This window comes from Kribbella sp. NPDC004138, assembly GCF_053603655.1.
In genome coordinates, this window is the sequence record NZ_JBSGFZ010000019.1 from 169,965 (window position 1) to 195,859 (window position 25,895).

The 25,895-nt window shown below is 68.8% G+C and carries 28 protein-coding genes; 16 read left to right on the top strand and 12 right to left on the bottom strand.

Features of this window, described 5'->3' with window-relative positions; genetic code table 11:
- Position 1: 1 nt before the first annotated feature.
- Positions 2-151 carry a hypothetical protein gene (locus ACWEOO_RS26315; RefSeq protein ID WP_452145284.1) on the bottom strand — a complete coding sequence of 50 codons (150 nt, stop codon included), beginning with the start codon at positions 149-151 and terminating at the stop codon, positions 2-4.
- 140 nt (positions 152-291) lie between these two features.
- Between ACWEOO_RS26315 and ACWEOO_RS26320 the strand changes: the two genes are divergently transcribed.
- Positions 292-744 (top strand): hypothetical protein, encoded by a 453-nt coding sequence (locus ACWEOO_RS26320; protein WP_452145285.1) that lies wholly within the window; start codon positions 292-294, stop codon positions 742-744.
- A gap of 6 nt (positions 745-750) precedes the next feature.
- Here the strand turns inward: ACWEOO_RS26320 and ACWEOO_RS26325 are convergent, their stop codons facing one another.
- From ACWEOO_RS26325 to ACWEOO_RS26340, 4 genes are all read right to left on the bottom strand, one after another.
- Positions 751-2,088: an MBL fold metallo-hydrolase gene (locus ACWEOO_RS26325; protein WP_452145286.1), complete on the bottom strand. Its 1,338-nt coding sequence runs from the start codon at positions 2,086-2,088 to the stop codon at positions 751-753.
- Positions 2,085-4,376: a S8 family serine peptidase gene (locus tag ACWEOO_RS26330; protein ID WP_452145287.1), complete on the bottom strand. Its 2,292-nt coding sequence runs from the start codon at positions 4,374-4,376 to the stop codon at positions 2,085-2,087. Before ACWEOO_RS26330 ends, ACWEOO_RS26325 begins: the two co-directional genes overlap by 4 nt.
- Positions 4,377-4,458: 82 nt before the next feature.
- The gene (locus tag ACWEOO_RS26335) at positions 4,459-5,118 is read right to left on the bottom strand and encodes a hypothetical protein (protein ID WP_452145288.1); all 660 of its coding nucleotides are present in this window, start codon (positions 5,116-5,118) and stop codon (positions 4,459-4,461) included.
- Positions 5,119-5,123: 5 nt separating this feature from the next.
- Positions 5,124-5,585 carry a hypothetical protein gene (locus ACWEOO_RS26340; protein ID WP_452145289.1) on the bottom strand — a complete coding sequence of 154 codons (462 nt, stop codon included), beginning with the start codon at positions 5,583-5,585 and terminating at the stop codon, positions 5,124-5,126.
- Positions 5,586-5,823: 238 nt separating this feature from the next.
- On the opposite strand from ACWEOO_RS26340, the gene ACWEOO_RS26345 reads away from it, so the two are divergent.
- The 8 genes from ACWEOO_RS26345 (at position 5,824) to ACWEOO_RS26380 (ending at position 12,811) form a co-directional block, all read left to right on the top strand.
- A complete protein-coding gene (locus ACWEOO_RS26345; RefSeq protein WP_452145290.1) occupies positions 5,824-6,804 on the top strand; it encodes a calcium/sodium antiporter in 981 nt (326 codons plus the stop codon).
- A gap of 118 nt (positions 6,805-6,922) precedes the next feature.
- Positions 6,923-7,447: a hypothetical protein gene (locus ACWEOO_RS26350; RefSeq protein ID WP_452145291.1), complete on the top strand. Its 525-nt coding sequence runs from the start codon at positions 6,923-6,925 to the stop codon at positions 7,445-7,447.
- On the top strand, positions 7,425-8,387 hold the full coding sequence (locus ACWEOO_RS26355; protein ID WP_452145292.1) for a TetR/AcrR family transcriptional regulator: 963 nt from the start codon (positions 7,425-7,427) through the stop codon (positions 8,385-8,387). Before ACWEOO_RS26350 ends, ACWEOO_RS26355 begins: the two co-directional genes overlap by 23 nt.
- A complete protein-coding gene (locus tag ACWEOO_RS26360; protein WP_452145293.1) occupies positions 8,380-9,090 on the top strand; it encodes an ABC transporter ATP-binding protein in 711 nt (236 codons plus the stop codon). The genes ACWEOO_RS26355 and ACWEOO_RS26360 overlap by 8 nt, the downstream gene beginning before the upstream one ends.
- A complete protein-coding gene (locus ACWEOO_RS26365) occupies positions 9,087-9,842 on the top strand; it encodes an ABC transporter permease (protein ID WP_452145294.1) in 756 nt (251 codons plus the stop codon). Before ACWEOO_RS26360 ends, ACWEOO_RS26365 begins: the two co-directional genes overlap by 4 nt.
- A 190-nt stretch (positions 9,843-10,032) precedes the next feature.
- Positions 10,033-10,797 (top strand): hypothetical protein, encoded by a 765-nt coding sequence (locus ACWEOO_RS26370; RefSeq protein ID WP_452145295.1) that lies wholly within the window; start codon positions 10,033-10,035, stop codon positions 10,795-10,797.
- Between the two features lie 252 nt (positions 10,798-11,049).
- Positions 11,050-11,493, top strand: coding sequence for a CBS domain-containing protein (locus ACWEOO_RS26375; protein ID WP_359922729.1), 444 nt, complete (start codon positions 11,050-11,052; stop codon positions 11,491-11,493).
- A 28-nt stretch (positions 11,494-11,521) separates the two neighbouring features.
- Positions 11,522-12,811 carry an SLC13 family permease gene (locus tag ACWEOO_RS26380; RefSeq protein WP_452145296.1) on the top strand — a complete coding sequence of 430 codons (1,290 nt, stop codon included), beginning with the start codon at positions 11,522-11,524 and terminating at the stop codon, positions 12,809-12,811.
- Positions 12,812-13,003: 192 nt separating this feature from the next.
- On the opposite strand, the gene ACWEOO_RS26385 is transcribed toward ACWEOO_RS26380, so the two are convergent.
- Both ACWEOO_RS26385 and ACWEOO_RS26390 read right to left on the bottom strand, forming a co-directional pair.
- Entirely contained in the window at positions 13,004-13,843 is an 840-nt protein-coding gene (locus tag ACWEOO_RS26385) for a GNAT family N-acetyltransferase (protein ID WP_452145297.1), read from the bottom strand.
- Complete coding sequence (locus tag ACWEOO_RS26390; RefSeq protein ID WP_452145298.1) at positions 13,840-14,310, bottom strand: GNAT family N-acetyltransferase; 471 nt, start codon at positions 14,308-14,310, stop codon at positions 13,840-13,842. The genes ACWEOO_RS26385 and ACWEOO_RS26390 overlap by 4 nt, the downstream gene beginning before the upstream one ends.
- Positions 14,311-14,496: 186 nt before the next feature.
- Between ACWEOO_RS26390 and ACWEOO_RS26395 the strand changes: the two genes are divergently transcribed.
- The 7 genes from ACWEOO_RS26395 to ACWEOO_RS26425 all read left to right on the top strand — a co-directional run bounded on the left by ACWEOO_RS26395 (position 14,497) and on the right by ACWEOO_RS26425 (position 21,410).
- On the top strand, positions 14,497-14,943 hold the full coding sequence (locus tag ACWEOO_RS26395) for a pyridoxamine 5'-phosphate oxidase family protein (RefSeq protein ID WP_452145299.1): 447 nt from the start codon (positions 14,497-14,499) through the stop codon (positions 14,941-14,943).
- A gap of 106 nt (positions 14,944-15,049) precedes the next feature.
- Positions 15,050-16,126 carry a baeRF2 domain-containing protein gene (locus ACWEOO_RS26400; protein ID WP_452145300.1) on the top strand — a complete coding sequence of 359 codons (1,077 nt, stop codon included), beginning with the start codon at positions 15,050-15,052 and terminating at the stop codon, positions 16,124-16,126.
- Positions 16,127-16,249: 123 nt separating this feature from the next.
- On the top strand, positions 16,250-17,992 hold the full coding sequence (acsA, locus tag ACWEOO_RS26405; protein WP_452145301.1) for an acetate--CoA ligase: 1,743 nt from the start codon (positions 16,250-16,252) through the stop codon (positions 17,990-17,992).
- Positions 17,989-18,960: a pyruvate dehydrogenase (acetyl-transferring) E1 component subunit alpha gene (gene pdhA / locus ACWEOO_RS26410; RefSeq protein ID WP_452145302.1), complete on the top strand. Its 972-nt coding sequence runs from the start codon at positions 17,989-17,991 to the stop codon at positions 18,958-18,960. Before acsA ends, pdhA begins: the two co-directional genes overlap by 4 nt.
- Positions 18,957-19,937, top strand: a complete 981-nt coding sequence (locus ACWEOO_RS26415; RefSeq protein WP_452145303.1) for an alpha-ketoacid dehydrogenase subunit beta — start codon at positions 18,957-18,959, stop codon at positions 19,935-19,937. Before pdhA ends, ACWEOO_RS26415 begins: the two co-directional genes overlap by 4 nt.
- On the top strand, positions 19,930-21,171 hold the full coding sequence (locus ACWEOO_RS26420) for a dihydrolipoamide acetyltransferase family protein (RefSeq protein WP_452145304.1): 1,242 nt from the start codon (positions 19,930-19,932) through the stop codon (positions 21,169-21,171). Before ACWEOO_RS26415 ends, ACWEOO_RS26420 begins: the two co-directional genes overlap by 8 nt.
- A complete protein-coding gene (locus ACWEOO_RS26425) occupies positions 21,168-21,410 on the top strand; it encodes a hypothetical protein (RefSeq protein WP_452145305.1) in 243 nt (80 codons plus the stop codon). Before ACWEOO_RS26420 ends, ACWEOO_RS26425 begins: the two co-directional genes overlap by 4 nt.
- Here the strand turns inward: ACWEOO_RS26425 and ACWEOO_RS26430 are convergent.
- The 5 genes from ACWEOO_RS26430 to ACWEOO_RS26450 all read right to left on the bottom strand — a co-directional run.
- Positions 21,391-21,846, bottom strand: coding sequence for a universal stress protein (locus ACWEOO_RS26430; RefSeq protein ID WP_452145306.1), 456 nt, complete (start codon positions 21,844-21,846; stop codon positions 21,391-21,393). The two genes, ACWEOO_RS26425 and ACWEOO_RS26430, sit on opposite strands and share 20 nt — an antisense overlap.
- Positions 21,843-22,436, bottom strand: coding sequence for a V-type ATP synthase subunit D (locus ACWEOO_RS26435; RefSeq protein WP_452145307.1), 594 nt, complete (start codon positions 22,434-22,436; stop codon positions 21,843-21,845). Before ACWEOO_RS26435 ends, ACWEOO_RS26430 begins: the two co-directional genes overlap by 4 nt.
- A gap of 8 nt (positions 22,437-22,444) precedes the next feature.
- Positions 22,445-23,818, bottom strand: a complete 1,374-nt coding sequence (locus tag ACWEOO_RS26440) for a V-type ATP synthase subunit B (RefSeq protein ID WP_452145308.1) — start codon at positions 23,816-23,818, stop codon at positions 22,445-22,447.
- Positions 23,815-25,545 (bottom strand): V-type ATP synthase subunit A, encoded by a 1,731-nt coding sequence (locus tag ACWEOO_RS26445; RefSeq protein WP_452145309.1) that lies wholly within the window; start codon positions 25,543-25,545, stop codon positions 23,815-23,817. Before ACWEOO_RS26445 ends, ACWEOO_RS26440 begins: the two co-directional genes overlap by 4 nt.
- Positions 25,542-25,895, bottom strand: a 354-nt coding sequence (locus ACWEOO_RS26450) for a hypothetical protein (protein WP_452145310.1), incomplete at its 5' end; no start/stop codon positions are given. The genes ACWEOO_RS26445 and ACWEOO_RS26450, both read right to left, overlap by 4 nt.

The following is a 25,895-nucleotide window of genomic DNA, read 5'->3' on the forward strand; positions in this document are numbered from 1 at the left end:
GCTATCGCGCGATGGTGTTCCACGCGAAAGCATCGACGTCACCTCGGTTCTCCTCGGCCTCATCCCTGGCCGTATCGCTGCGCGGGTCGCGAATTCCTTCGACGAGCACCTCTACCATGGCAAGACGCTCCAGGATCTGCCGAGTGACCATGCCGGGCCACGATTCATCTTCTGTTCGACGAACCTCGGCAATGGAGCGTTGTTCAGGTTCAGCCGTCCTTACATGGCGGACTGGAGGACCGGAAAGTTCGACTACCCGACGACGCGACTCGCGACAGCGGTCGCGGCGGGGTGTACGACAACCTCGGCCTGGAACCGGTCAAGAAGACATGCGGAACTGTGTTCGTCAGTGACGGCGGCGGCACCTTCACGATCAAGGTAAAACCACACCGGGACTGGGTGCTCGGAACCCGACGGCTCCTGGAGGTTCTCGACGTCGAAGTACGCCGATTGCGACGCCGCGAGATCGTAGGTGCTCTCAAAGGTGGTTTCCGAAAGGGAGCGTTTTGGGCCATCAACACCGACCCTGCCGTGTTCGCACACGCAGCTTCGACGCTCCCTTGCACGTATGAGCAAACGAAAACCCTCGCCCTGGTGTCGACTCGACTGACGAAGATGCCGGAAATGCGCCGGCACCAGATCGCGAACTGGGGCTACGCGGTGACTGATTCGTCGCTACGTGACAACTACGACCAGAACCTGGCCGTGCCCGGCCGGTTCCCGTACCCGGACGGCGTTGGCTGACGCAGTCTAAAGTTCAATTGCGAACGATGCGCGTCGATCGTCGAGCACCTTCACCTCGATCTCGTTCGGATGCTGCGCTGCTGCATCCTGGGCTTCTCTGATGGCTGCTCGCAGCGCTTCCCGGCGACCGGGGATCGTGCGATCCTCGGAGCAGTTGAACCAGAAAGTAAACGGACCGCGGGCCTTGAGCCGCGAGTCGACGATTGTCGCGATGACCCGCGGATTGGGATTTCCGTGGGCGCCGTCGCCGCAGAACACGTAGTGGTCGGCATGGACGCGCTCAGCGAAGTTCACGGTCAGGTTGTTCTCCGAGCCGTGATGCTGGACCTTGACGATGTCACAGCGGAACGGCTTGTCAGCTGCCAGCCGCCCAGCGGCCGTCAGGCCCTCGAGGATCTCGTCTTCGGCAGCATCGCCGGTCAGCAGGCAGGTCTTGCCGTCTTCCTCGGCGAGCAACGTGATCGAGGCCCGATTGGGAGGTGTCACTCTGGCCGAATTCGACTTCACGATGATCTCCGCCGCAGCGCCGATGGCCGTGATGAGGGCTTCGGCCTCCGCGACCGAAGTGGGCCGGCCTGCGAACTGCAGATCATCGAGACCGAGTCCGTGTCCGTCCTCCGATCCCGGTCCGCCGCCGGGAGGCCGGCGCTGACCGAGCGTACGCTCGAGCCAGTCGCGCCATTCTTCCCGCAGCTCCTTCAGGTGTTCCTCAGTCGGTCCCAGCACGGTCAAGGTGATGCGCCCGAAACGCCTGCGCTGCACGGGATCGCGCAGCCGCACGAGTTTGTTCGCGAAGCCCTTGTTGCGAACGACGGGCGTCTGTCCGTCAGCGAGGCTGACGAGCTGGATGCCGTCGCTGATGCTCTCGGCCAGGTCGGTGATCGACGCGACCGCGATCCGCGCCGTGCCGGTCGTCTGCTCCGCGCGGGCCGGGGCGAGTTCGATGGCCTCGGACAGCTGCTCGGCAAGGGCGCTGACCGGTCCGGCCAGATCGCTGAGCTGCGCTCGCCACGAATTGTGCCAAAGCCCGTGGATCTGCGGTGGACGGGGCCGGGCGGGCTTGGGGAAGTTGGGATTGTTCCCCTCGTTCACCTGGAAGTCGTGCACCTCCCACGCCGCGACATCCTGCAGCAGCGAGATGATTCCCGAGATGTGATCGGCGTCGATGTGGCTGACGACCACAAGATCGAGCGGCGTACCCGCGTCAGCCAGCCCCTGCAACACGGGACGCGTCTCCGTCTCGAAACTGTCCGATCGACCACCGTCCACCAAGATGTGGCGCCCGTCCGCCGACGTCAGCAGGAGACAGTCTCCATCCCTGGCGAAGAACACTTCGAGCTTCATCGCGGGCTCCCGCCCTGGTTCGAGGCCGTCGACTTGGCCACCATGTCCGCGAACTCTACGGTCGCGCGCAGACACGCGGCTGCGTCGATCAGGCCGAAACCGGTGTCGTTGCGCCATCCGAAGGTCTGTCCGGGGAGCGGTGTGGAGGTCGAACGCATGATTCCCTGGATCTGTGCTGACGTGAGGCTCTTCTGGATCCCGAGCATCAGGGCGGCAACGCCGCAGACGTACGGGCTTGCCATGCTGGTGCCGGTCATCTCGATCCACAGGGACTCGCTGTCGAACCCACGGGCGGCAACCACAGCGGTGCCATCGGCGGCGATATCGGGCTTTGGCCGGCCGTCCCGGGTCGGACCGCGACTCGAGGAGACATGGGCTGCGTTGCGGTCGATGTCGGCGTTCGCCACGGCCACGAGGCGCTCGGCGCAGGCAAGCGAGCCGATCATCCGGTCGTTGGTGTACGACCCTGGCGCGAAATACGACGGATAGCGCCACTGCCGCGTGGATCCGGGCAGGCGCCGCGGATCGTCGCGCTCGATCCATGCGTCGAAGCTGCCGTCACGCACGACCGCTCCGGTGAGGCGGACACGCCACTCCCCGGACGCAATCGGCCCCAGTTGCCGCCGGCCGTCCGGCGCGTCCGGCCCGAAGTACGGTGAGAGGAGCACCGAGATCCTGTTGAGCCCGTTGGCGGGGTGATAGGCCTCGTTGTACACGCTCAGGACCGTGCCGTTCGCCAGGGTCTCGTTCCGGATCATCTGGCCGAGCCTGACCGGCGGGACCCAAGGGTGTCCGGGCGGTTTGACCTCGACGTCGAAGCGGTCCTGAGGGCCGTACCAGATCTCCAGTTCGTTCTCGGACAGATCCTCTACGCCGTCCCCACCCACAATCCAGCCGAGCTCGTGCCGCAGCTTGGTGGACGGGATCCTCCCGCTCGCGTGGATCCGCCCCGTGACGTATCCCCTGTCGGTGGGCGAGCCGGGCTCGACCTGGCCCGCGTTGCCGGCCGCCACTGTCACGCATCTGCCACGCGTGGCCAGCGCGTTGTCGATCCACCGGGCCATGGCGCTCGAGGTGTCGTGGGCATGCCCGTTCGTCCCCAGGCTGATATTGATCGACAACGGCAGCGGAGCGGCGTCGTTGCCGAGTTCTGTCGCGAGCTCGATCAGGTACTCGACCGCGTCGGCGATGCGCGTGGAGTCGTAGAAGCTCGACGTTGCGGCAGTGTCCTCCGGGCGCAGCGCCAGGAGGACGCCCGCGATGAACGCCTTGCGGGCCACTCCGCTGTTGCCGGCGGCGATCGATGCCACATGCGTGCCATGCGAACCCACCACCATCTGCGACTGGGGCTCGAGGCTTGTGGCGGCCATGGACCGGCTGAGTGCCCCCTTCATGGCCGCATTCATGTGTTCACGGCGTATCTCTGAACCATAGTTCAAGTTCTCGAACCGCTTCGGCGTCGCCGAGGCCGGGGAGGGTCGGGTGCTGCCGGCCTGGTCCCAGATCGCCTCCCAGCGAGTCAAACCGTTGTCATCCAGGAAGTCCGGGTGGGCGAAGTCGAAGCCGCCGACGTCGATGATCCCGACCAGCACACCCTCGCCGTACTTGTGGCGAGCGCTCTCCGCCTTCACCCGCCGCGCATCGCCCGGGCCGCTCGTGACGCTCCGGCCAACGACCGGCTCCGGTCCCCGCAGAGCCTGCCCCGGCTCGATGTATGCGACGGCCTGGTTGGCCAGCAGGTCTCGGACGTCCTTCGCGGCGACCTCGACCACGCCTGTGTCGAGCTTCCAGCGCGACCGCCTCGCTTGGTTGCTCACCGCAGCAATGGTGCTGTCGCGGACCGCCGGCGTCAGATCCCGATCGATCTTGACGAAGAGGCTGAAGGCAACGTTCTCGTCCGGTACCTGCGGCGACTGCTTGGCCGCAAGCTCAGCCACCTCCGCCGCCGACAGGATCTTGACCGGCATCCCCAGCGCCTCGACCAGCTTTTCGCCTCCTCTGGCTTCGGGCCTCTCGCGGGCCTCAGCGGACGCAGCGGCCTCGCCAGGCACGGCTTGGGCCGCCATGACGTCGATCGCCTCCGACACCGAAGAAGCCTCGAACTCACCTCCCGCCAAGACCGGCGTCACCGCAGCCTCTGTAGGCATCGGCTCGATGCCTCCCTCGGCCAAAGCCACGGACGGACACTGCGCCGCGCGCACCTGGTTGACCTGGCCGGATCCGCCCAGGAACACATCGAGCTTCGGCGACAACCGCGGATTCAGCGGCCGGATTTTCGGCGCGTCCATCGCATCCCCCTGAAAAGCTCCCCCTGCCCTACACGACGATGATGGACCGCGATCCTGCCCGAAGGTAGAGGATGCGGAACTCCTACTGAGGTCGGCGGCGCGACGGGCCCCTCAGTACGAGGGACAGCGACCATTTTCTGTCGGCCGGATTGGCGGGAAGGTGCACCTTCGAGTCGGGTTGGCCAGGTGTCGGTGCAGTTGGCGCCGAGCGCGGAGCGGCCAGCACCTCCAGTTCTCGGTCGAGGTACTCGCGCGCCTGCCGGTATTCGAGAACGGTCCAGGTCGCAGGCAGCACCGTCAACGCCGTACCCACCAGCAGGGCCACCGCGATCGCGATCAAGCTCTCGGTGACGGTGAAGTCGCGCCAACGACCATGTGGATCGAACAGTGCAACGCTGGACAGCAGAACAGCGAAGGTGGTGTAAACGATCGCACGACGCAACGGTCCGGCCACCTCGAGCAGCGTCTGGATGTGGTTCCGGGCGGCGTCCGCACGGCGGGTCCGCGTCGCGTCGTCCCGCGCCTGCGCCAGTAGCCGGGACGAGGTGTCGATCGCGTTCGTCAGGTATCCGCCGAGCAGACTCGTGGACGGCAGCAAGAACACCAGCACGGTGACGGCCGCGGTGAAGGTGTCACCGGCCGCGGCGGAGACGTCTGCATAGCCCGACAGAACAATCAGGCCGGCGCCGACAACTAGCACACCCAGTTTGTCCAGGTGCAGGAGGACCCCACGGCCGGACATGCTGGCTACGCTTCCAGAATGCAGGCGTAGTAGCAGTCGCGGTCGAGCGTCCCGCCGAACGTGCACGACTGAGAACACATGGCGTGGCTTGCTCCGAGAATCCGGGCGGCTTCGGCCAATCTCTCCGGCGCAATTGCCTGTGCAACAACGGCCGCGGCAAACGGCACCCCGTGTACCGGAAGATCGAACCTCTCCAAGTACGAGAACACTTCCGCCGAAGAACGGGTCGCCTCGGTCAGCCAGTACGCGGAGGTCTGGTCCGTGCTGAGCGACATACCGACGGCCACGGCGTGTGTCGACCACAAAGGCTGATGCCCGCTCAATGTCAGCAGGACGCCCAGCCCTTCCCTCGGCAACCGATCATCGGACAGCACCCGCGGCAGTTCCAGCATGCCCGCGAACAACGACCGGGCCTCGATCAGACCTCGCGGATCGAGCCACCCGCCGTAATAATCCCCACCGCTCATGACCTCCCCCTCCCCGGCCGTGGTGACACCGCCGAGCCTCCCTCCAGTCAGTATGGGGCAGACGTCCAGATCCGGCTTGCCACGTCGCGCGAAACATCGGTCAGCCCTCCCGTTCATGGTGACCTTGACGGCGCGACTTGAGAGACGAGTGAACGATCGCTGCGGTATCTTGCTGCTTGGTGTGCCGGGAAGCCTGGTCGGCGGCAGGGGTGTTGTTTGCCGGTCGGAGGGCGGTCTCATGGTGGTGCGGGTTCTGCTTGCCGTTGCGGGGCTGGTCGTTCTGACCTTGGCGGCGGATCATCTGGTGCTCGGTTCGTCGCGGCTCGCGCAGCGGTTGCGGATCAGCCCGGTCGTGGTCGGCGTGGTCGTCATCGGCCTTGGTACGTCGGCGCCTGAGTTCCTCGTGTCGGGGGTCGCGGCGGCGCGCGGGGACACCGGACTGGCGATCGGCAACATCGCCGGGTCCAACATCCTGAATCTGACTCTCGTGCTCGGCATCGCAGCGCTGGCCGGTCGGGTGGCGGTGACCTCGCACGTGATTCGCCGCGAAGTGCCGCTCGCCGTGGGCGCTGTCGTTCTGTTCTCGTTCCTGGCGTGGGTTGGCCTGCGCCCGGTGACCGGCGCGGTGCTCGGCGCCGCGGGGGTGTGCGCGGTGTTCGTCCTCGTCCGCTGGGCCCGCGAGGGGCGCAGCAACGAGGAGGTCGCGGAGGAGGCAACGGAGTTCACCATGGCGCTCGCGACGGTTGACGTTCCGGTGCAGGCGTCGAGGCTGCCGACCTGGTTCGAGCCGGTGCGCGCGGTCCTCGGTCTGGCCGGAGTTCTCGCCGGTGCTCAGCTGCTCGTCTCCAACGCGTCGGCGATCGCGACCGATCTCGGCGTACCGCAGGTCATCATCGGCTTCACGCTGGTCGCGCTCGGGACGTCGCTTCCCGAGCTCGTCACCACGGTCCAGGCCCAGCGCCGCGGCGAGTCCGAACTCGTCGTCGGGAACCTGTTCGGCAGCAACCTGTTCAACAGCCTGGTCGGCGGCGCCGTCGTCGGTATCGCCTCCGGTTCAGCCGCGACCGAACGCGCAGCTGTCGCCCTGAGCGTCACGATGATCCTCACCGCCGCATTGGCCTGGATGCTCCTGCGCCGCGGTCTCGCCCTCACTCGCGTCGAGGCCGTCGTGCTCCTCGGCGCCTACGCCCTCACGATGCCGCTGCTGCTCTCGTCCTGACCCTTGTAACGCGCGAGCCCTTTGCGCGGATAGTGCTGTTGAGCTCGTCACGATCGAGCACGGTGTGCCGGGAAGCCTGGTCGGCGACGTACTTGTCGTCGGCCGAAGGAAGCACACCATGCTGAACGTTCCCCGCTGGGCCTCGGTGCTCGGCATCTACGCGCTCCTGGCGACGTTGTTCGGTGTCGTCGCCGTCCTCGACATCCACCATCAGCAAACCGTCGCGCAGGAGTTCCTGGACGCCGGTATCGCGACCACTGCCGATGGAGTCGACGTCGACGTCCGGTACGGCAAGGGTGGAAGCTCCATCGACACCGTCGAGGTGACCTTCGTCGTGGCGGCGCAACGACACCTGGCGATGTTGTCGAACAGCCTGGGCGACCCGGAAGGCAATTCCGAGGGCCGGCATCCACCGGCGGCCGGAACACGGTACGCACCGCCACTGCGGATCCTCTACAAACCCGACGACCCGTCGCAGGTCATGGCTTTCGTGGACGCCGAGGACTTCGCCGCGGACACCGGGATTCCATCCGGCGTCTCGGGTCTCGTCGCGATCGGCGGAACCGCCAGTGTCGCGATTGCCGGCGCCTGGCTCGCGTACTCACGGCTGCGGTCCGCGGGTGGTCGTCGTGGCCACGGGTAGACACCGAGACGGCGGTCCGTGGCTCGAGCGCGTCGTCCTGTCCTCGCCGGTCGGCGAGTGGTCGACGCTGCGTCTGGTCCTGAGCCTGCTGTGGGCGGCTGTCATGGTGGGCCTGTCGACTTCCTTCGTGTACGACGACCTGGTCCTCAACCACCGCGGTGAAGTCGTGACCGCGCTCGTCACCCGCACCAACTACGACCAGCGCACCCCCACCTTCAACGCGGAATTGCAGTCACGCTTCCCAGGCGTCCGGGGCACCAGATTCACCTGCGCCGTCGGCTTTTGCGGAGGGCGCGGCTCAGGTGCGCCCAGGCGGCGATTTCGAACGGATGCCCGCTCGCCGCACTCTTGCGACCACCGAATGTTAGTGACTAACATTCCTAGCGTGGTCTCACGAGCGGAACGGACACGCGAACGGCTACTGACCGCGGCGTTGGAGTTGTTCACCGAGCGCGGTTACGACGCAACAAGCGTCGGCGACATCGCCGCGCGGGCAGGGGTGACTGAGATGACGTGCTTCCGGCACTTCCCCAGCAAGGCGAGTCTGCTCGTCGACGATCCGTACGACCCCCTCATCGGAGCCTTCATCCGTGGGGAGCCGACGAGTCTCGATCCGATCACCCGTGCGGCCCGCGGAGTCCGCGCAGCGTGGCGGCAGGTTCCGCCTCCATCCATCGCCGAGGTACGGATACGGCTCCGGATCGTCGCCCGGACCCCGGCGCTGCGTGCGAGCATCGCCTCCGGCACGGCCGCGACCGAAGCAGTGATCGCGAGCGCGCTGGCCGACGGCGCCACTGCTCGGACGGAGGCGATGATCGCAGCCAGCGCTGTCATGGGCGCGCTCAACACGGCCCTGCTCGAGTGGAGCATGACCGACAACGACGATCTCGGACAGGCGATCGAGAATGCCCTGAATATCTTGGAAGATCGCCATGGCTGACGCGGTCGCCGCGCACGGTCTGGTGCGCACGTTCGACGACGGCACCGGCGTACGGGGCGTCGACATCCGGGTCGCGCCGGGCGAGATCCATGCATTGGTCGGGCTGAACGGCGCCGGAAAGTCCACACTCATGAGGCTCCTGCTGGGGATGCTCAAACCGGACCGCGGCGCCGTGACGATTGGCGGCCGAGACCTCGGCCGGGCCGACTGGACGGAGGTCGGACACCTCGTCGACTACCCGTTGGCCTACCGCGAGCTGACCTGTAGACAGAACCTCGTCCTCGGCGCGAGACTCCACGGCGTCGCAGCCCCCGCCGTACCGGCCATCGTCGACGCGGCCATCGAAGAGCTACATCTCGGCCAGTACGCCGACCGCCGCGCGGGGAGACTGTCGCTCGGCAACAAGCAACGCCTAGGCCTCGCCTCCGCGCTGCAGCACGACCCCACCTTCATCGTGCTCGACGAGCCGACCAACACCCTCGATCCGGCCGGAGTGATTCTGCTCCGCGAGGCATTGCTGCGCCGCTCGCGCGCCGGAGCAGGGGTCTTGGTCAGCAGCCATCACCTCGACGAAGTCGCCCGCGTGGCCGACCGGATCTCGGTGCTGAACGCCGGGCGAATCATCGGATCGCTGGATCCGCACGGCATCGACATCGAGCGCTCCTTCTTCGCCCTCGTCCACAGCGATGACACAGCAGCATGATCACCGGCCTCGTCACAGAGTTCACGAAGCTGACGCGCGCGACCGTCGTACGCGTTACCTCGGTCCTGATCGTGCTCGGGATCTCGCTCATCTGCTCGTCGATGCTGTTCGCCGTACGTACCGACGACCCCCAGTTGGCCGCCAAACTCGGACCACTCGTCGACCCCGGCGGATGGGCAGGCTACCTAGCGGTCGCCGTCCAAGTGACGGGTGCTGCCGGCTTCGTCGGGTACGGCGTCGTGCTGAGCTGGCTGTTCAGCCGGGAGTTCACCGACGGCACCATCACAGGCCTCTTCGCGATCCCGATCTCCCGACGGACGCTCGCCGCAGCCAAGCTCGTCGTCTACCTAGCCTGGGGCACCGTCACCGCTGCCGCTCTGTTGGTCACCCTGATCATCCTCGGCCTGGCTGCCGGACTCGGCCCGATTCCCGCCGAGGCGGCGCCATGGATAGGCCGGCAGTTCGCCCTGTCGCTGTTCAGCATCGTCATCGCCATACCCGCCGCGTGGGCGGCGACGGTCAGCAGGTCGGTTCTCGCCGGAATCGCGACCACCATCGTCATCCTGGTCACGTCCCAGGTATCCGTGATCGCCGGAGCCGGCGGCTGGTATCCCTTCGCCACACCAGCGCTGTGGGCCATCCACAGCGACATCGCGGTCACGCCACTCCAACTCAGTCTCATCGTCCCGGTGGTCGCCGCCGGCGTCGCCCTCACCCTCCAGTCCTGGAAGACCCTCCAACTCGACCGATAGCTGAACTTCTTGCGATCGGCGACCCGTCCCCGTGCTGATCCGTCACAGTCGGATCACGGGTGTAACGGTGGGCCGGGCACGCCGATGTAGGCAGTAACGCGCAGCCCGGTGATCCGCGGCTGTTCGCTGGTGTGCCGGGAAGTCTGGTCGGCGACGTACAAGTCATGTCCCCGACCAGGAGGCCAACTCCATGCCCAGCCGTTTCCTGACTTCTGCCTGCCTGAGTGCCGCCTTGCTCCTGACGGCGACCGGGTGCTCCGACGGATCCAGCACCGGCTCTCCCGCTCCGTCCAGTACGCCGACGCCGTCGGCGACCGCGTCGCCCACACCACCGCCGGCCACCACCGCAGCACCCAGCACCCCACCGGCGACCACACCCGCGCGTACTGCGGCGCAGCTGACCAAGGGACTGCTGGCGCTGGCCGACCTGCCCGCGGGGTTCTCGATCGAGAAGGCTGACGACTCGGGTGACGACGACGTGACGCTGTCCTCGAAGGACACCAAGTGCGCCAAGCTCGTCGCGTTCTCCAACGCCGACGTACCGCCGGGTTCCAAGGCTTCCGCCACGCAGTCGTACTCCGGAGGTGCGGAGGGACCGTTCATCGACGAGAGTCTCGACGCGATGGGGTCGGCTGCCGCGGTCGGCGCGCTGCAGAAGTCCTTCAAGCAGGCCATCGTGTCCTGCCGCACGATGACTCTGACGATCCCCGGCGAAGGCCGCTCCCCGATCAGCGTGCGCGAGGTCTCGGCCCCGAAGTCCGGAACCGACCCCGTCGCCGTTCGGTTCAGCGCGACGTCCGGACCTCTCGAAGGCCTCGAAGTCACGATGATCACCACCGGCGTCGGCGACGTCGTCCTCGCGCTCACGATCGTCAACGGCCTGCCCGAGGACATCGAGGGCGCGACGAGCGCCGCCGTACGCAAGGCCCAGTCGGTGCTCGGCTCCGGCACCTGAGTTCCACACCCTGTCCTCCGGAGCGGAGGCAGTGGACCGGCCGCGCCGAAGGACAGCGATCGTTTGCGTTCGGCGCGGTCGATGGGGGAAGCTGGCCGCGGTGTGCCGGGAAGTCTGGTCGGCAGTACCCGTCCTCGACCTGGGGTGCGGGCAGACCGGCGATCCCAGGAGGCACTGTGACGTGGACGGCCACGAGCCCGGGCACCGGGGACAGATCCTGTGCGTCAGTCGCCGTCGGCGTATCGTGCGAATGTGCACGCAGAACAGATAGCCGAGCCGTATCCAGTGGTCAGGCTGGACACGAACGCTCGCGAGGCGGCCGAACTGCTCGCCGCACAGCGGCTGCCCGGCATCATCGTGGTGGACAACGAACAACGTCCGTACTCGGTGCTGCCTGCGTCACAAGTGGTCCGCTGTCTGGTGCCGAGCTATGTGCAGGACGACCCGTCGCTCGCCCGGGTGATCGACGAGTCGCTGGCGGACCGGGTCGCCGACAAGCTCGCGCAGGTGACCGTCCGGCAGATGCTGCCGGACGAGCCTGCGGAGTTGCCCGTGGTGAACCACGACGACACCGTCCTGGAAGTGGCTGCGATCATGGCCCGCCTGCGGTGTCCGTTGGTTGCCGTCGTCAAGGACAAGGACATCGTCGGAGCGATCACCGCCCCGAGGCTGCTGCAGCTGGTGATACCGCACTAGAGCCGGCTGACCGCTTGGCGGTGGCGGCGTGACGGCTCTCACCGTCGTCGTCTTCCTCGTCGCTTACCTTCTGATCGCGACCGAGTGGACGCACAAGCTCCTTGCCGCGCTCGGTGGTGCAGCGGTACTGCTCGCAGTGGGCGTCACCGACTCCGAGCATGCTTTCTACTCCCACGAGACCGGCATCGACTGGGATGTCATCTTCCTCCTGCTCGGCATGATGATCATCGTCGGGATCCTGCGCCGCACCGGCGTCTTCGAGTACGTCGCGATCTGGGCGGCCAAACGCGCCAAGGGATCGCCCCTGCGGGTGATGATCCTGCTCACGCTGATGACGGCGCTCGCCTCGGCGTTCCTCGACAACGTCACCACCGTCCTGCTCATCGCGCCGGTCACGCTGCTGGTCTGCGACCGGCTCGGGATCAGCCCGGTTCCGTTCCTGATCGCCGAGGTGATGGCGTCCAACATCGGCGGCACCGCGACCCTGATCGGTGATCCGCCGAACATCATCATCGCCAGCCGGTCCGGACTGACCTTCAACGACTTCCTGATCCACCTCACGCCGTTGGTCGTGCTCGAACTCATCGTCTTCGTCCTGGTGTTGCCCCGACTGTTCAAAGGCGCATTCGCGGTGGACGAGGACCGCGTCGCCGATGTACTGCGCCTCAACGAGCGCGAAGCCATCCAGGACACCCGCCTCCTGGTCAAGTGCGGCGCAGTCCTGCTCCTGGTGTTCACCGGATTCGTCGGGCACACGGTGCTTCACATCGAGCCGGCTGTCGTCGCGTTGCTCGGCGCGGGGTTGCTCGTACTGATCTCGAAGGTCCCCACGCGCCACTACATGTCCAGTGTCGAGTGGCAGACGCTCCTCTTCTTCGCTGGTCTGTTCATCATGGTCGGAGCCTTGGTCAGGACCGGGGTGATCGCCGATCTCGCCCAGGCCGTCGGCGAGGTAACCAACGGCAGACCCCTGCTGGCGACGATGCTGATCCTGGTCGTGTCCGCCGTACTGTCCGGCGTCGTCGACAACATCCCGTACGTCGCCACGATGAGCCCGGTCGTCCTGGAACTGACCAAGACCGTCACCGACCCGGCCCACGGCCACGCCCTGTGGTGGGCCCTCGCGGCCGGCGCCGACTTCGGCGGCAACGCGACCGCGATCGGCGCCAGCGCGAACGTCGTGGTGATCGGCATCGCCCTGCGCGCCGGCCACCCGATCAGCTTCTGGGAGTTCACCCGCAAGGGCGTTGTCATGACCGCGATCACCATCGCCGTCGCAGCGCCGTACCTCTGGCTGCGGTACTTCGTCCTGTCCTGACACCCTCCTGCCGGCCGCAGCCCTCGCCGGCAGCACCACCTTGCGGCACCGCGACATCGCGACGAACTGATCTCCCGGGTCACGATCTCGTCACCGGCGTAACGTCTGCCCGCCGGGACCGATGTGACCTTTGCGTGCGAGCCCGAAGGTCCCCCCGTGCCATCGGGCTCGCACCGGCCAAGTCGCCGACGCTCAGGGGTGCTTGACGAGGACCGCGCGGGTGTAGAGCAGGTCGAAGCCGCTGCGTTGGGCGTTTTGCTGGGACTTGGAGGCCGGTTGCGTGGTGATCACTCCGACGTCGCACCCCGCGGCCGCGGCGTCGGCGAGGCGGGTGGTCAGGAACGCTGACTGGATACCGTGTCGTCGGTGCGCCGGAAGTGTCGCGGCGCCTGCGAACTGAGCGATGCCCGCGACCGTGCGCAGCCCGGCCCCGCCCGCGATCTCACCGTGCCGCACGGCGACGTACCGAGTGATGTCCGCGGCGGCCGCGTCGCGTTCCGCGTCGATGTAGGTCTCGCGCGGAAACTCCTCGCGCCACGGAACCCCTTGCGTGTCCGGTGCGGCGACGGCGTCGGCCATGACGTCCAGCCACTGGTCGAGCTCGTCGTCACCACTGACCCGGATCGTGATCCCCTCGGGCGGCGTCACGTCGTACCGCTGCTCGATCGCCAGCCCGAGTACGTTCTCGAACGATTCCAGTTGATACCCGCGCCGACTGAGCAGGACGCCGATCTCCGGGTCGCCGAGATGCGCGAGCTCGACCTGCACCGGTGCCCCGACCCGGGCGTAGGCACGCTCGATCTCGTCCAGCTCCCGCTCGGCAGGTACGCCGCCGAAGCCGAGCCCGACGACCTTGTTGTACGGCGAGTCGTCATCCGCGAAGCTCGCCAGCCCGCCGCCCACCGGGATCACGAATCCCCGGCCGTCGCCCAACCGGCGATGTGTGGCGCGGGCGCTGGCCTCGATCAGCCCGGTTTCGGCCTGCTCGATCCGCTCGGCGAGCCCGAGGTCGCAGAAGAGCCGCCCGGTCACGACTCGTCCGCCACGAGCTCCCGATCCAGCCAGATCCGATCTCGCAACGGGATGCCGTCGATGACGATGCCGTCCGGGTAGCCGGACGCGGAAGTGAAAGCGTCCCGCTCGACCCGAAGCATCCGGAACCCCTGGCGCTGGTAGAACCGGAGATTTCCCACATCCGCGGTCGCGGTGGAAACGACCATCCGGGAAGCTCCACCGCGCCGGCAGTGCTCCACGGCAGCCTCCACCAACGCCCGGCCCACACCGGTCCCCCGTCGCTCGGCCAGCACCGCCAGGCTCTTCAACTCGACCGCACCGTCACCGTCCACGACCTGGAGATGCCCGACCACCAGTCCGTTGTCCTCAGCGACGAGCACGTCCCCGGACCCCAGGTAGCGATCGATCTCCGCCTCGGAGTCGTCCGCCTCCCGGAACAGTCCCCGCAACGCCTCACGGTCCCCGCCCCACCACCGAATCACCATCTCCCCACCTTGGCACGCCGCCGGCAGAACCGCGCCCCTGGCCGCGACAGGTGAGTGACCCGTAAGTCGCCACCGCCGTCGGAGCGACCGCGCCGGGTTCGACGAGATCAGGACTTTCGGCCCTGGAATGCGGGCCTCCGCGGCAGCATCGTGAGCGCAGGTCATCCGTACGAAAGGACCCAGACCATGTCCGCTCGGTACGGCGATCTTCGCGGTCTCCAGGCGCCGGTCGACGAGGCGAGGCACCTGGTGGAGGTCGATCGCCAGGAAGCGATCGCGCTGCTGGCGAGCGTCCGCGTCGGTCGCGTGGTCTTCACACGCAACGCATTGCCGGCGATTCGCCCGGTGAACCATGCCGTCATCGATGGGCAGGTCGTCATGCGCACCCGACTGTCAGCGAGCGTCAGCAGCGCGGCAGGGGAAGTGGTCGCGTACGAGGCCGACGATCTCGACACGATCCGCAGGCTGGGTTGGAGTGTCGTCGTCACCGGCACGGCGCACAGCATCGACGATCCCGGTCGAATCGCCCACTACACACCACTGGTCCAGCCGTGGGCCGACCTCCCGTTGGACGTCCTGATCGGCATCGACCTCGCACTCGTCACCGGCTACCGCTTCGTCCCCAGACCCTGAGTTCCGCGGCGACCGGCAGGGGCGTTCGGTACCCGCGACCAGGCATTTGTGCTCTGTTCCGCACGACGTCACCGAGTTGGGCTGGAACCTCGAAGGGGTGAGCACCATGACGAACAACACGCCCATCAGAGCCCTGCTGATCGAACCCGTGCCGGTCGCCTCGGTGTACTTCGACGTGCGGGCGACCGCGGACGTCCCGATCCGCTGGCGAGCGCTCGCCGGCCGGCTTGCCGAGGACGGCGCACCGACGCAGATCATCGATGCGTTGGAGCGGCGAGTGCTCGACGCCGTGCCAGGACCGGGAGTGCTGGCCGCCTTCGCGAGCGGCGCCGCGGTGACGCTCGCCGTCGATCTGCCCGACCTGGCGATGCCGGACGCCGCTCGGTACGGCGCCCTGCCGTACCTGCGACCGCTGCTGGCGTGGGAGCAGGACCATCCGGCCCGGGTCCTGGCCGTCCTCGACCGGACGGGCGCGGATCTCTCGGTCTACGCCGCCGGCAGCACCACGCCCATGGCCACGACCGTGACCGGGCCGGACGACGAGATCGAGCGCAACGCGCCGGGCGGATGGGCACAAGGCCGCTACCAGCACCGCGCCGAGGATTCCTGGGAGCACAACGCGGTCGCCGTGGCCGAGGTCCTCGCCCGGCTCGTCAAACGCGTCGATGCCCGTGTGCTGCTGCTCGCCGGCGACGTGCGCGCTCTGCAGTACCTCGACGAGCACCTCCCCCGCTGGATCCACACCGGCGTGACAGTACGTCGCGTCACCGGAGGGCGCAGCGAGGACGGCTCCGCAGAACGGCGTACCGGACAACTCGCCGTACAGAGCCGGCAGATCGTCGCCGAGCAGAACGCCGGACTCCTCGCGGAGTTCGCCGCCCACGTGGGCACCGGCGGGTCAGCGGTGCAGGGCGCCGGCGACACCTTCGCGGCGCTCGCCGCCGGCCGCGTCCGCGTCCTTCTGCTGCCCGCGGCCCCATCGCCGGACACCCGCGCGTGGTTCGGACCTGCTCCGACAGCCATCGACCTGCGGCCGGATCAGCTTCGGCAGGCGGGCATCCCGGCGTACGAGGCCGCGCTCGAGGACGTCGCGATCCGAGCAGCCGTCCTGACCGACGCGGAGATCCGCATCATCGAGAACGGCCCGCCGACGATCGCCGCTCTGTGCAGATTCACCCCTTAGGGACCTTCGGCTCTGTGCGGGGCGCCGAGGGCGGCGCAGTGTCGTGCTGTGAGCGCCCTGTTCGCAGGGACGGTTGCCGGTGCCGAGAGCGGGACGGCCCCGCGGTGCGGAGGAGAGATCACGATGCCGATCACACGACCGCCCAACCTGACCAGTTACGAGACAGCCAGGCAGGACTTCTCGTGGAGCGCTGCGGCACAGCTGCTGAGCGGCCTCCCCGGAGGACACGGCCTCAACATCGCCTACGAGGCGGTCGACCGGCAGGTGGCTACCGGCCGGGGCGAGCACGTGGCGATCCGGGCGATCGGGCGCACGGGGACCCGCGAGCTGACCTATCGGGAGCTGAGTCTGCAGAGCAATCGCTTCGCAAACCTGCTGCGGTCGCTCGACGTCGGGCCAAGCGCACGAGTCTTCACGTTGCTGGGCCGGCAACCTGAGCTGTACGCCGTAGCACTCGGGTGCTGGAAGAACCTGAGCGTGCTGTCACCGCTGTTCGCCGCATTCGGCCCCGAACCGATCCGGAACCGGCTGCTGCTCGGCGACGCCCAGGTCCTGGTCACCACCACCTCCCTGTACCGGCGCAAGATCGCCCCCCAACGCGATCAGCTCTGCGGGCTCCGCCATGTCCTGCTGATCGACGCACCCGACGAGCCGCCGCCGGGCACGCTGGACCTTCAGGCGGCACTCGCGGCCCAGCCCGACCAGTGGACGATTCCCGCCACCGACCCGGAACAGATGGCGCTGCTCCATTTCACCAGCGGAACGACCGGCACACCGAAGGGCGCCGTCCATGTCCATGACGCTGTCGTCGCGCACCACATCACGGCCGCGTTCGCGCTCGACCTGCGGCCCGACGACGTGTTCTGGTGTACGGCGGATCCCGGCTGGGTGACCGGTACGTCGTACGGCATCATCGCGCCCCTGACACACGGCGTCACACTGCTGGCCGACGACGGTGACTTCGACGCCGCCCGGTGGTACCAGGTGCTCGCGGACAACCGCGTGACGGTCTGGTACACCGCACCGACCGCGTTGCGGATGCTGATGCGGGCCGGTGCCGAGATGGCGTCCCGCTACGACCTGTCCGCACTGCGGCACATCGCCAGTGTCGGCGAGCCGCTCAACCCGGAAGTAGTCGTCTGGGCACAGAACGCGTACGGCCTACCGGTCCACGACAACTGGTGGCAGACCGAGACCGGGGCGATCATGATCAGCAACTACCCCTCGATGCCGATCCGGCCCGGATCGATGGGCCGGCCGATGCCGGGCGTCGACGCCGCCGTACTGCGCTGCGGCGACGACGGACGCGCCGCGGTGACCGATGACCAGGTCGACGTACTGGGCACCGACCAGGTCGGGGAACTGGCGCTGCGGCCCGGGTGGCCGTCGATGTTCCGCACCTATCTGCACGACGAGCTCCGGTACCGGAAGTCCTTCGCGGGCGGCTGGTACCTGACCGGCGACCTGGCCCGGATCGATGCCGACGGCTACTTCTGGTTCGTTGGCCGCGCCAACGATGTGATCAAGTCCTCCGGGCACCTGGTCGGACCCTTCGAGGTGGAGAGCGCCCTGCTCGAGCACCCGGCCGTGACCGAGGCCGGAGTCATCGGCGTACCGGACGACGTCGCGGGCGAGATCGTCAAGGCCTTCGTCACGCTGCGCGCGGGGTACGCACCGGACGAGGCATTGCGCGCGGAGCTGATCGCGTTCGGGCGGCGCCGGCTCGGCGCGGTCGCACCGCGGGAGATCGCGTTCGACCAGAACCTCCCGCACACGAGCAGCGGCAAGGTCATGCGCCGCCTGCTCAAGGCCCGCGAACTCGGTCTGCCCGAGGGCGACCTGTCGACATTGGAGCGGCAACGATGAACACCGAAGTGGTCAAACAGCACACCGGCCTGCTGCGCCAGATGCTGCGGATCCGCAAGTTCGAGGAGATCTGCGTCGAGCTCTACAGCGCGACCAAGATCCGCGGCTTCCTGCACCTGTACGTCGGGGAGGAGGCTGTCGCGGCCGGTGTGATGAACAGCCTGGACGCGAACGACGCGATCGTCACGACGTACCGCGAGCACGGCCACGCGCTGGCCCGCGGCATCCCGATGGAGGCCGTGATGGCAGAGATGTTCGGCCGCACCACCGGGTGCAGCAGGGGCCGCGGCGGGTCGATGCACCTGTTCGACGCCAAGCGGCGGTTCTACGGCGGCAACGCGATCGTCGGCGGCGGACTGCCGCTCGCGACCGGGATCGCGCTGGCCGATCGGCTCCGCGGCGACAGCCACGTGACAGCGTGCTTCTTCGGCGACGGCGCTGTCGCCGAGGGCGAGTTCCACGAGTGCATGAACCTCGCCGCGCTGTGGAAGCTGCCGGTGCTGTTCTGCTGCGAGAACAACCTCTACGCGATGGGTACCGCCCTCGCGCGGGCGCAGGCGCAGACGGATCTGGCCTTGCGCGCATCGTCGTACGGCATGCCGGCCTGGGCCGTCGACGGGATGGATGTGCTCGCCGTGGAGGAGGCCGCGCAGCGGGCGGCCGAGACGATCCGGGGCGGGGGCGGGCCGTGCTTCCTGGAGCTGCGCACGTACCGGTTCCGGGCGCATTCGATGTACGACTCCGACCGCTACCGGGACAAAGCCGAGATCGAGCGCTGGAAGGAACGCGATCCGATCGAGACACTGACCCGGCGGATGCGGGCCGAGGACGACCTGAGCGACGACGCGCTCAAGGCGGTGAACCGCGAGGTCGACGACGAGCTGCGGCGGGCGATCGCCGGCGCCGAAGCCGGGCCGCTCGAGCCGGTCGAGGATCTGACCCGCTTCGTGTATGCGGAGCAGTCATGACCACGACGTACCGGGAGGCGCTCAGGGAGGCCATCCGCGAGGCGCTGCACCGGGACGAGCGAGTGTTCCTGATGGGTGAGGACGTCGGGGCGTACGGCGGGTGTTTCGGGGTCAGCCTGGGGCTGCTGGAGGAGTTCGGACCGGACCGGATCCGGGACACGCCGCTGTCGGAGTCGGCGTTCGTCGGCGCCGGGATCGGGGCGGCGATGGCCGGAATGCGGCCGATCGTCGAGATCATGACGGTGAACTTCAGCCTGCTCGCCCTGGACCAGATCCTCAACAACGCCGCGACCCTGCGGCACATGTCCGGCGGCCAGGTCGGCGTACCGCTGGTGATCCGGATGACCACCGGCGCCGGCCGCCAGCTCGCCGCCCAGCACTCGCACAGTCTCGAGGGCTGGCTCGCGCACATTCCCGGCCTACGGGTGATCGCTCCCGCGACCCTCGAGGACGCCCGCGGCATGCTGTGGCCGGCGCTGCTCGATCCCGACCCGGTGCTGCTGTTCGAGCACGGCTCGCTGTACAACCAGGCCGGCGAACTCACCGCGGACGCCGCGCCGGTCGACATCGACCACGCCGCGGTCCGCCGGCCCGGCGACGACGTGACACTCGTGACGTACGGCGGCAGCCTCGGCAAGACGCTGGACGCCGCCGAGCAGCTCGCCGCCGAGGGCGTCTCGGCCGAGGTGATCGATCTGCGCACGTTGCGGCCGCTCGACGACGCCACGGTCGTCGGCTCGGTACGCCGTACGCACCGGGCTGTGGTGATCGACGAGGGGTGGCGCAGCGGGAGCCTGTCGGCCGAGGTCAGCGCGCGGATCACCGAGCAGGCGTTCGAGGACCTGGATGCCCCGGTCGAGCGGCTCTGCAGCGCGGAGGTGCCGATGCCGTACGCGAAACACCTCGAGGACGCCGCCCTCCCGCAGACGGCCGGCATCGTCGCGGCCGCCCGGAAGGTGGTGGGCGGCGATGGCTGAGTTCCGGATGCCGTCGCTCGGCGCGGACATGGACGAGGGCACCGTGATCGAATGGCTGGTGAAGCCGGGCGACACGGTCCACAAGGGCGACCCGGTCGCGGTCGTCGACACCGACAAGGCCGCCATCGAGGTCGAGACCTTCGCCACCGGCACGATCGACCGCCTCCTCGTACCGGTCGGCGAACGCGTCCAGGTAGGGACCCCGCTGGCCACCATCGACGGCGCCGAGGCGCCGGCGACCCCGCAGCCCACGGCCCCCGTCGCCCACGCCGAACCCACCGCCCCGGCATCACGGCCCGAACCCACCGCCCCGGCACCACCGGCCGAGGTCCGTGCACCGCGTCCGGTCAGCTCCGGTCCGGCGGCTGAACGGCAGAAGGCGTCACCGTACGCACGCAAGCTCGCCCACTCGCTCGGCGTCGAACTGAGCGCCGTACCGGCGACCGGGCAGCACGGCATGGTCACCGCCGAAGACGTCCGCCGCTACGCCGCAACCCCCACTGAACGAGAACCCGTGCCCACCACCATCGCGACGCCGGACAGCGCATCGCCGGCGCGGCATGCTGGACAAGGAGCCGCGCAGCGCGGGGTGATTGCGCGGTTGATGGTGCGGGCGAACCAAGAGATCCCGCAGTACTACCTGTCCACCACCGTCGACATGGGCGCGGCCGTCGCCTGGTTGACCCGGACGAACCGCGAACTCCCCGTCGCCGAGCGACTGGTACCGGCGGCTCTGTTGCTCAAGGCAACTGCGCTCGCGGCGCACCGCCACCGCGAACTCAACGGATACTGGACCGATGACGCCTTCCGGGCCGCGGAGCAGGTCCACCTCGGCGTCGCCATCTCGCTCCGCGGCGGCGGCCTGGTCGCGCCGGCCCTGCACGACGCCGCGTCGTTGCCGGTCCGCGAACTCATGGCCGGCCTCCGCGACCTGGTCGAACGTGCACGCTCCGGCCGCCTGCGACGGACCGAGATGACCGAAGCGACCATCACCGTCACCAACCTCGGCGACCAAGGCGTGGAAAGTGTGCACGGCATCATCTACCCGCCCCAGGTCGCGCTGGTCGGCGCCGGCCGGATCGTCGAGCGGCCGTGGGCCGTCGACGGCCTGCTCGGCGTCCGACCGACGCTGACGCTCACTCTCGCCGCCGACCACCGCGCCACCGACGGCTTCACCGGCGGCCGCTTCCTGGCCACCGTCGACCACCTGCTGCAAACACCGGAGGAGCTATGACCCTGACCCTGCAGGACGCACGCGAACTGGTCGGCAACTCGCTGCTGCGGATCGTCCCCGACGCCGACCTCGACGCGCTCGGAGACGACGCGCAGTTCCGGGACGAACTCGAACTGGACTCGCTGGACTTCCTCAGCTTCGTGGAACTGCTCAGCACCGGCTCGGGCCGCCGGATCGACGAGGACGACTACCCCGCTCTTCGAACGATGACGGATTGCATCACCTTCCTGAGTACGTGACGACTGGTCCCGCGCCTGAGTCGCCGGCAGGTACGACAAGCACCGGAACGCCGGTGAACTCCAGCAGATGGGCCAGGTTCACCGACGCATTTCCACCGGGGTCACGGCCGACCACGATCAGGTCGGCGGCGGTCCGTACGGCGGTCGCCAGCACCTGCTCCGCGCCACGTCCGGACAGGATCTCCTGGTGGGTCCGCAGACCCCGCAGCGACGCCCGGGCGGTGATCCGCGTCATCATCGCCACCGCGCCCTGGGCCCGCCGCTGCGCCGCCTCAGGTATCGACGCCGCCCCGAGTCGCGCATCGAGCACGTGGTCCTCGACCACCGTGACCAGCGTCAGCCCGGCGCCGACCACCGAGGCCAGGTCGATCGCCAACTGCGCGGCGCGCAAGGCCGCGGCAGAGTCGTCCACCACCGCAAGGATCTGCCTGATCATCGCTCCCATCCCCTCCGCCTGGCCGCCCACCGCAGTCGCAGGTTCTCCTCCCGTTCGGCTTCGTCCAGGCGCTGCGCCAGTACCGTCAGCTGCCGCCGCAGTTCAGGGATCCAGCGCATCTCGAGCGCCCGCTGCTGCTGACGGGTGAGCGCCAGCTCGTCCGAGATCAGGACGACCGAGCGCCGGGCGGCGGCGAGCTCGACCGCCGCGACGAGCGCCGTCCGGTGTGCCCGCAGCGCCTGAACCAGCGCGGACGAGCCGGCAGGTTGCAGTTCCGGGCCGAAGCTGATCTCCGCGCCGGTCGGATGCCGGACGCCCATCGTCACGTCGTACCCGACGACGACGTCGACGGCCGCCGTCGGCGCCGAGGCGAGCAGCCTTCGGTGCCCGTCGAGCGCGAGACTGCGCCGCAACCAGAGGGCGGCCGTTCGGGCCTCCCGCTCGAAGGTCTCGGCGGCACGTCCCGCGACGAGTTCGAGCCGCTCGTGTTCGATCGCCAGGGCACGCTGCTTGCGATCCAGCAACTCCACCGCCCGCTGGGCGGTCGCCAGCCGGCCGGTGAGCACCAGCCGTCCCGATCGTCCGGTCACCTCGCGGCTCATCGGGTGCCCGCCAGGTGTTCGGCCAGTGACGCCTTCGAAACCATGGTCAGTTCGCGCCGGGGCAGCACGGACACTGCTTGCCACAACCGGTCGAGGGTCTCCTCGAAGGTACGAGCCTCATCCGGCCGCTGTCGCAGCAAGGAGTCCTCGAGCGCGGTGGCGTAGGCCAGATAGCCACGATCGGTGTCGTTCAGCGCACCGGCACCGATCAGGTCGGCCAGCTCGGCCGCCTGGCGGGCCCGAGCCAGCGCCGCGATGGCTTGTGCGGCGATCTCGAGGTGATCGTCCCGGGTCCGTCCCGGGCCGGCGCCGTGGCGCATCAGGCGCGACAGCGATCCCAGGACATCGAGCGGGGGATACAGGCCGCGGGCGTGCAGATCCGCTGCCAGCACGATCTGTCCCTCGGTGATGTAGCCGGTCAGATCCGGCACGGGATGGGTGATGTCACCCGCCGGCATGGTGAGCACCGGCATGATCGTCACGGATCCCGGGCGCCCACGGACCCGGCCGCACCGCTCGTACAGCGAGGCCAGGTCACTGTAGAGGTAGCCCGGATACGCCCGCCGGGCCGGGATCTCCTGGCGTGCCGCGGCGACCTCCCGGACCGCCTCGCAGTAGCTGGTCATGTCGGCCATCACGACCAGCACGTGGCTGCCCTCGACGAACGCCAGATGCTCGGCGATCGTCAGGGCGATCCGTGGTGTGAGCAGACGTTCGATCACCGGGTCGTCGGCACCGTTGAGCACCATCACCAGCTCACCCGCGGCGGCCCGCTCCTCGAGCGCCGTCCGGACGAAGTCGATCTCGGCGTGTGGCAGTCCCATCGCCGCGAAGACGACCACGAAGGGGTCGCCGGCGGCCGATGCCTGGGCCGCGATCTGAGCAGCCAGCTGCAGGTGCGGCAGGCCGGGCACCGAGAAGATCGGCAGCTTCTGCCCGCGGACGACTGTGGTCAGCGCGTCGATCCCCGACACTCCGGTGAGCACCGGTTCTCGCGGCGGCTCGCGCTCGACCGGATTGAGCGGCCAGCCGTTCACCGCCGCCGCCGCCGCTCCGAGGATGGGCGGGCCGCCGTCGAGGGGTTGGCCCCGGCCGTCGCACGTCCGGCCGAGCCAGCTCCGGCCGAGCGGAATCCGGAACGGACTGCCGGTGAATCGCACCCGGACCCCGCCGGGCCGCATGCCCCCGGTACCTTCCAGCACCTGCAGTACGGCGAGGTCACCGGCAACCTCCAGCACCACACCATGACGTTCGCTGCCGTCGTCGACCCCGATCACCGCCGACTCGTCCCAGCCCACCCCGCGGACGCCACGCACCACCAGGAGCGATCCCTCCAGCGAGCGGACGTCACCGTACTCGAGATCCTTCATGCCAAGGCCTCCAGCGCCGTCATGAGCGTGCTGCGGCAAGCGTCCAGCTCCGCCGCCGAGGGGGCTTCCTCGCGCGCCCGCACCAGCGCGCCGAAATCGAACTGCTCGACCTCGGTCGCGGCCACGCCTCGATCGATCAGGCTCACACAGCGGTCGATCACATCGAGGGCGAACTGCAGCAAGCTCGCGCCCCGCTCGGCGGAGCAGGTCGCGTCAACCGGGCTCAGCGCGCTCTGCGCGAGGACAGCGTCCCGCAGCAGCCTGCCCCCGAGAATCGTCATCCGCTCCCGGCCCGGCAGTGTCCGGGTGCCGACGATCTCGGCGAGTTCGCTCAGCCGCGCCGCCTCGGCCAGCACCGTGATCGCCCGTGCGCGGCGCGCCGCCCAGCCCGGATTGTCGTGGCCGGCCTGCCACGCGGCCACCGCATCCGCGTCGTGCGAGTACGACGCCGACCAACTGACCGCCGGATAGTGTCGCGCGTAGGCGAGATCGCGATCCAGGCTCCACACCCCGCGGACGAACCGTTCCGTCGCGGTGGTGACCGGCTCCGTCAGATCCCCGCCGGGTGGCGAGACCGCGCCCACCACCGTGACCGCCGCGATCCGGCCGCCTTCGGTCCGCACCCGTCCCGCGCGCTCGTAGAACGCCGCGAGCGACGAGGACAGATCAGCCGGATAGCCCTCCTCCGCAGGCAACGCACCAGTGCGGGAGGCGAACTCGCGCAGCGCCTCGGCCCACCGCGACGTCGAGTCGGCCACCACGACCACGTGATGTCCCATGTCCCGGAAGTACTCCGCCACAGTGAGGCCGGTGAAGACGCTTGCCTCCCGCGCCATCATCGGCATGTTCGAGGTGTTGGCCAGGATCACCGTGCGATCGATCATCCGGCCGCCGGTCCGGGGGTCGGTGAGCTCGGCCAGCTCGCCGAGCACGTCGGCCATCTCGTTGCCTCGTTCGCCGCAGCCGACGTACACGATGACGTCGGCGTCACACCACTTCGCCAACTGCTGCAGCAACATGGTCTTCCCGGTCCCGAAGCCACCCGGTACGGCGGTACTCGAGCCGGCGCCGATCGGGAAGAGCAGGTCCAGCACCCGTTGTCCGGTGTGCAGCGGCGCGAACGTCTCCTCCCGCGCCGCGAACGGCCGCGGCCGCCGGACCGGCCACTGCTCGAACAGGCCGAGCTCGACCTCTCCGACCTTCGCAACCACCGCTCCCTCGGGCAGCTTGCCGGCGTCGGCCAGGAACCGCAGCTCGCCGCTCACTCCAGGCGGCACCAGCACCCGATGCTCGATCGCCCCGGCGTCGGCAACCACACCGAGCAGAACGCCCGGCCGGAGCTCATCGCCCTGAGCGGCCCTGGGCTCGAAGTGCCAGCGGGCAGGAGCCTGCTCGCTCGGCGCCAGCGCCTGTGGCGACAACCAGGTCGGTGCCGACGACAACGGTCGCAGCAGGCCGTCGAAGACCCGGCCGAGCAGACCCGGCCCCAGCCGTGCCGACAGCGGCCTGCCGGTCCGGCGGACCACGTCGTCCGCCATCAGCCCACCCGTGTACTCGAACGCCTGGAGCGTGAGTGTCTCATCGTCGATCGCGACCACCTCGGCCGGAACCCGCTGCTCACCGAGCTCCACGACCTCGTACATCGCTACGTCCTGGATGCCGGTCGCCGTGACGAGCGGACCGTTGACCCGGTGGATCCGGCCGGCCCTGGCAGCCGGTCGAGTCAAGCCGTCCACAGTGCGGCCACCTCCGGCCCCGACTGCTCCAGCGCTCGATCCGCCAGCGCAGGCAGGCTCAAGTCGACCCGCGTGCTCCCGACCGACGCCAGGATGCCTCCGTCCGGACTGTCCACCACGTCCGCCTCCATGCCCACTTGCTCGCGCGCCCGATCGACCAACCGCCGCCGAAGCAGTTCGTATTCGGCGGTCCCGGCGATCGACGCGGCGGCTTGCCGGCAACGGCGGCGGAGTTCCTCGTACAGACCGCGCTGCGCGGACAGGGCCGATCGGCGGGCTTCCCGCCGGCTTCGCGCCAACCGGACCGCGAGGGCCGCGGTCGCGGTCGCGTCGCCCGCCGC

What these genes read in the sequence shown, in the direction of transcription:
- ACWEOO_RS26315 (WP_452145284.1), bottom strand. Translation starts at nt 151, where the DNA reads ATGGTCACTCGGCAGATCCTGGAGCGTCTTGCCATGGTAGAGGTGCTC.
- ACWEOO_RS26325 (WP_452145286.1), bottom strand. Translation starts at nt 2,088, where the DNA reads ATGAAGCTCGAAGTGTTCTTCGCCAGGGATGGAGACTGTCTCCTGCTG.
- ACWEOO_RS26330 (WP_452145287.1), bottom strand. Translation starts at nt 4,376, where the DNA reads ATGGACGCGCCGAAAATCCGGCCGCTGAATCCGCGGTTGTCGCCGAAG.
- ACWEOO_RS26335 (WP_452145288.1), bottom strand. Translation starts at nt 5,118, where the DNA reads ATGTCCGGCCGTGGGGTCCTCCTGCACCTGGACAAACTGGGTGTGCTA.
- ACWEOO_RS26340 (WP_452145289.1), bottom strand. Translation starts at nt 5,585, where the DNA reads ATGAGCGGTGGGGATTATTACGGCGGGTGGCTCGATCCGCGAGGTCTG.
- ACWEOO_RS26345 (WP_452145290.1), top strand. Translation starts at nt 5,824, where the DNA reads ATGGTGGTGCGGGTTCTGCTTGCCGTTGCGGGGCTGGTCGTTCTGACC.
- ACWEOO_RS26350 (WP_452145291.1), top strand. Translation starts at nt 6,923, where the DNA reads ATGCTGAACGTTCCCCGCTGGGCCTCGGTGCTCGGCATCTACGCGCTC.
- ACWEOO_RS26360 (WP_452145293.1), top strand. Translation starts at nt 8,380, where the DNA reads ATGGCTGACGCGGTCGCCGCGCACGGTCTGGTGCGCACGTTCGACGAC.
- ACWEOO_RS26365 (WP_452145294.1), top strand. Translation starts at nt 9,087, where the DNA reads ATGATCACCGGCCTCGTCACAGAGTTCACGAAGCTGACGCGCGCGACC.
- ACWEOO_RS26370 (WP_452145295.1), top strand. Translation starts at nt 10,033, where the DNA reads ATGCCCAGCCGTTTCCTGACTTCTGCCTGCCTGAGTGCCGCCTTGCTC.
- ACWEOO_RS26390 (WP_452145298.1), bottom strand. Translation starts at nt 14,310, where the DNA reads ATGGTGATTCGGTGGTGGGGCGGGGACCGTGAGGCGTTGCGGGGACTG.
- ACWEOO_RS26395 (WP_452145299.1), top strand. Translation starts at nt 14,497, where the DNA reads ATGTCCGCTCGGTACGGCGATCTTCGCGGTCTCCAGGCGCCGGTCGAC.
- ACWEOO_RS26400 (WP_452145300.1), top strand. Translation starts at nt 15,050, where the DNA reads ATGACGAACAACACGCCCATCAGAGCCCTGCTGATCGAACCCGTGCCG.
- acsA (WP_452145301.1), top strand. Translation starts at nt 16,250, where the DNA reads ATGCCGATCACACGACCGCCCAACCTGACCAGTTACGAGACAGCCAGG.
- pdhA (WP_452145302.1), top strand. Translation starts at nt 17,989, where the DNA reads ATGAACACCGAAGTGGTCAAACAGCACACCGGCCTGCTGCGCCAGATG.
- ACWEOO_RS26415 (WP_452145303.1), top strand. Translation starts at nt 18,957, where the DNA reads ATGACCACGACGTACCGGGAGGCGCTCAGGGAGGCCATCCGCGAGGCG.
- ACWEOO_RS26420 (WP_452145304.1), top strand. Translation starts at nt 19,930, where the DNA reads ATGGCTGAGTTCCGGATGCCGTCGCTCGGCGCGGACATGGACGAGGGC.
- ACWEOO_RS26425 (WP_452145305.1), top strand. Translation starts at nt 21,168, where the DNA reads ATGACCCTGACCCTGCAGGACGCACGCGAACTGGTCGGCAACTCGCTG.
- ACWEOO_RS26430 (WP_452145306.1), bottom strand. Translation starts at nt 21,846, where the DNA reads ATGATCAGGCAGATCCTTGCGGTGGTGGACGACTCTGCCGCGGCCTTG.
- ACWEOO_RS26440 (WP_452145308.1), bottom strand. Translation starts at nt 23,818, where the DNA reads ATGAAGGATCTCGAGTACGGTGACGTCCGCTCGCTGGAGGGATCGCTC.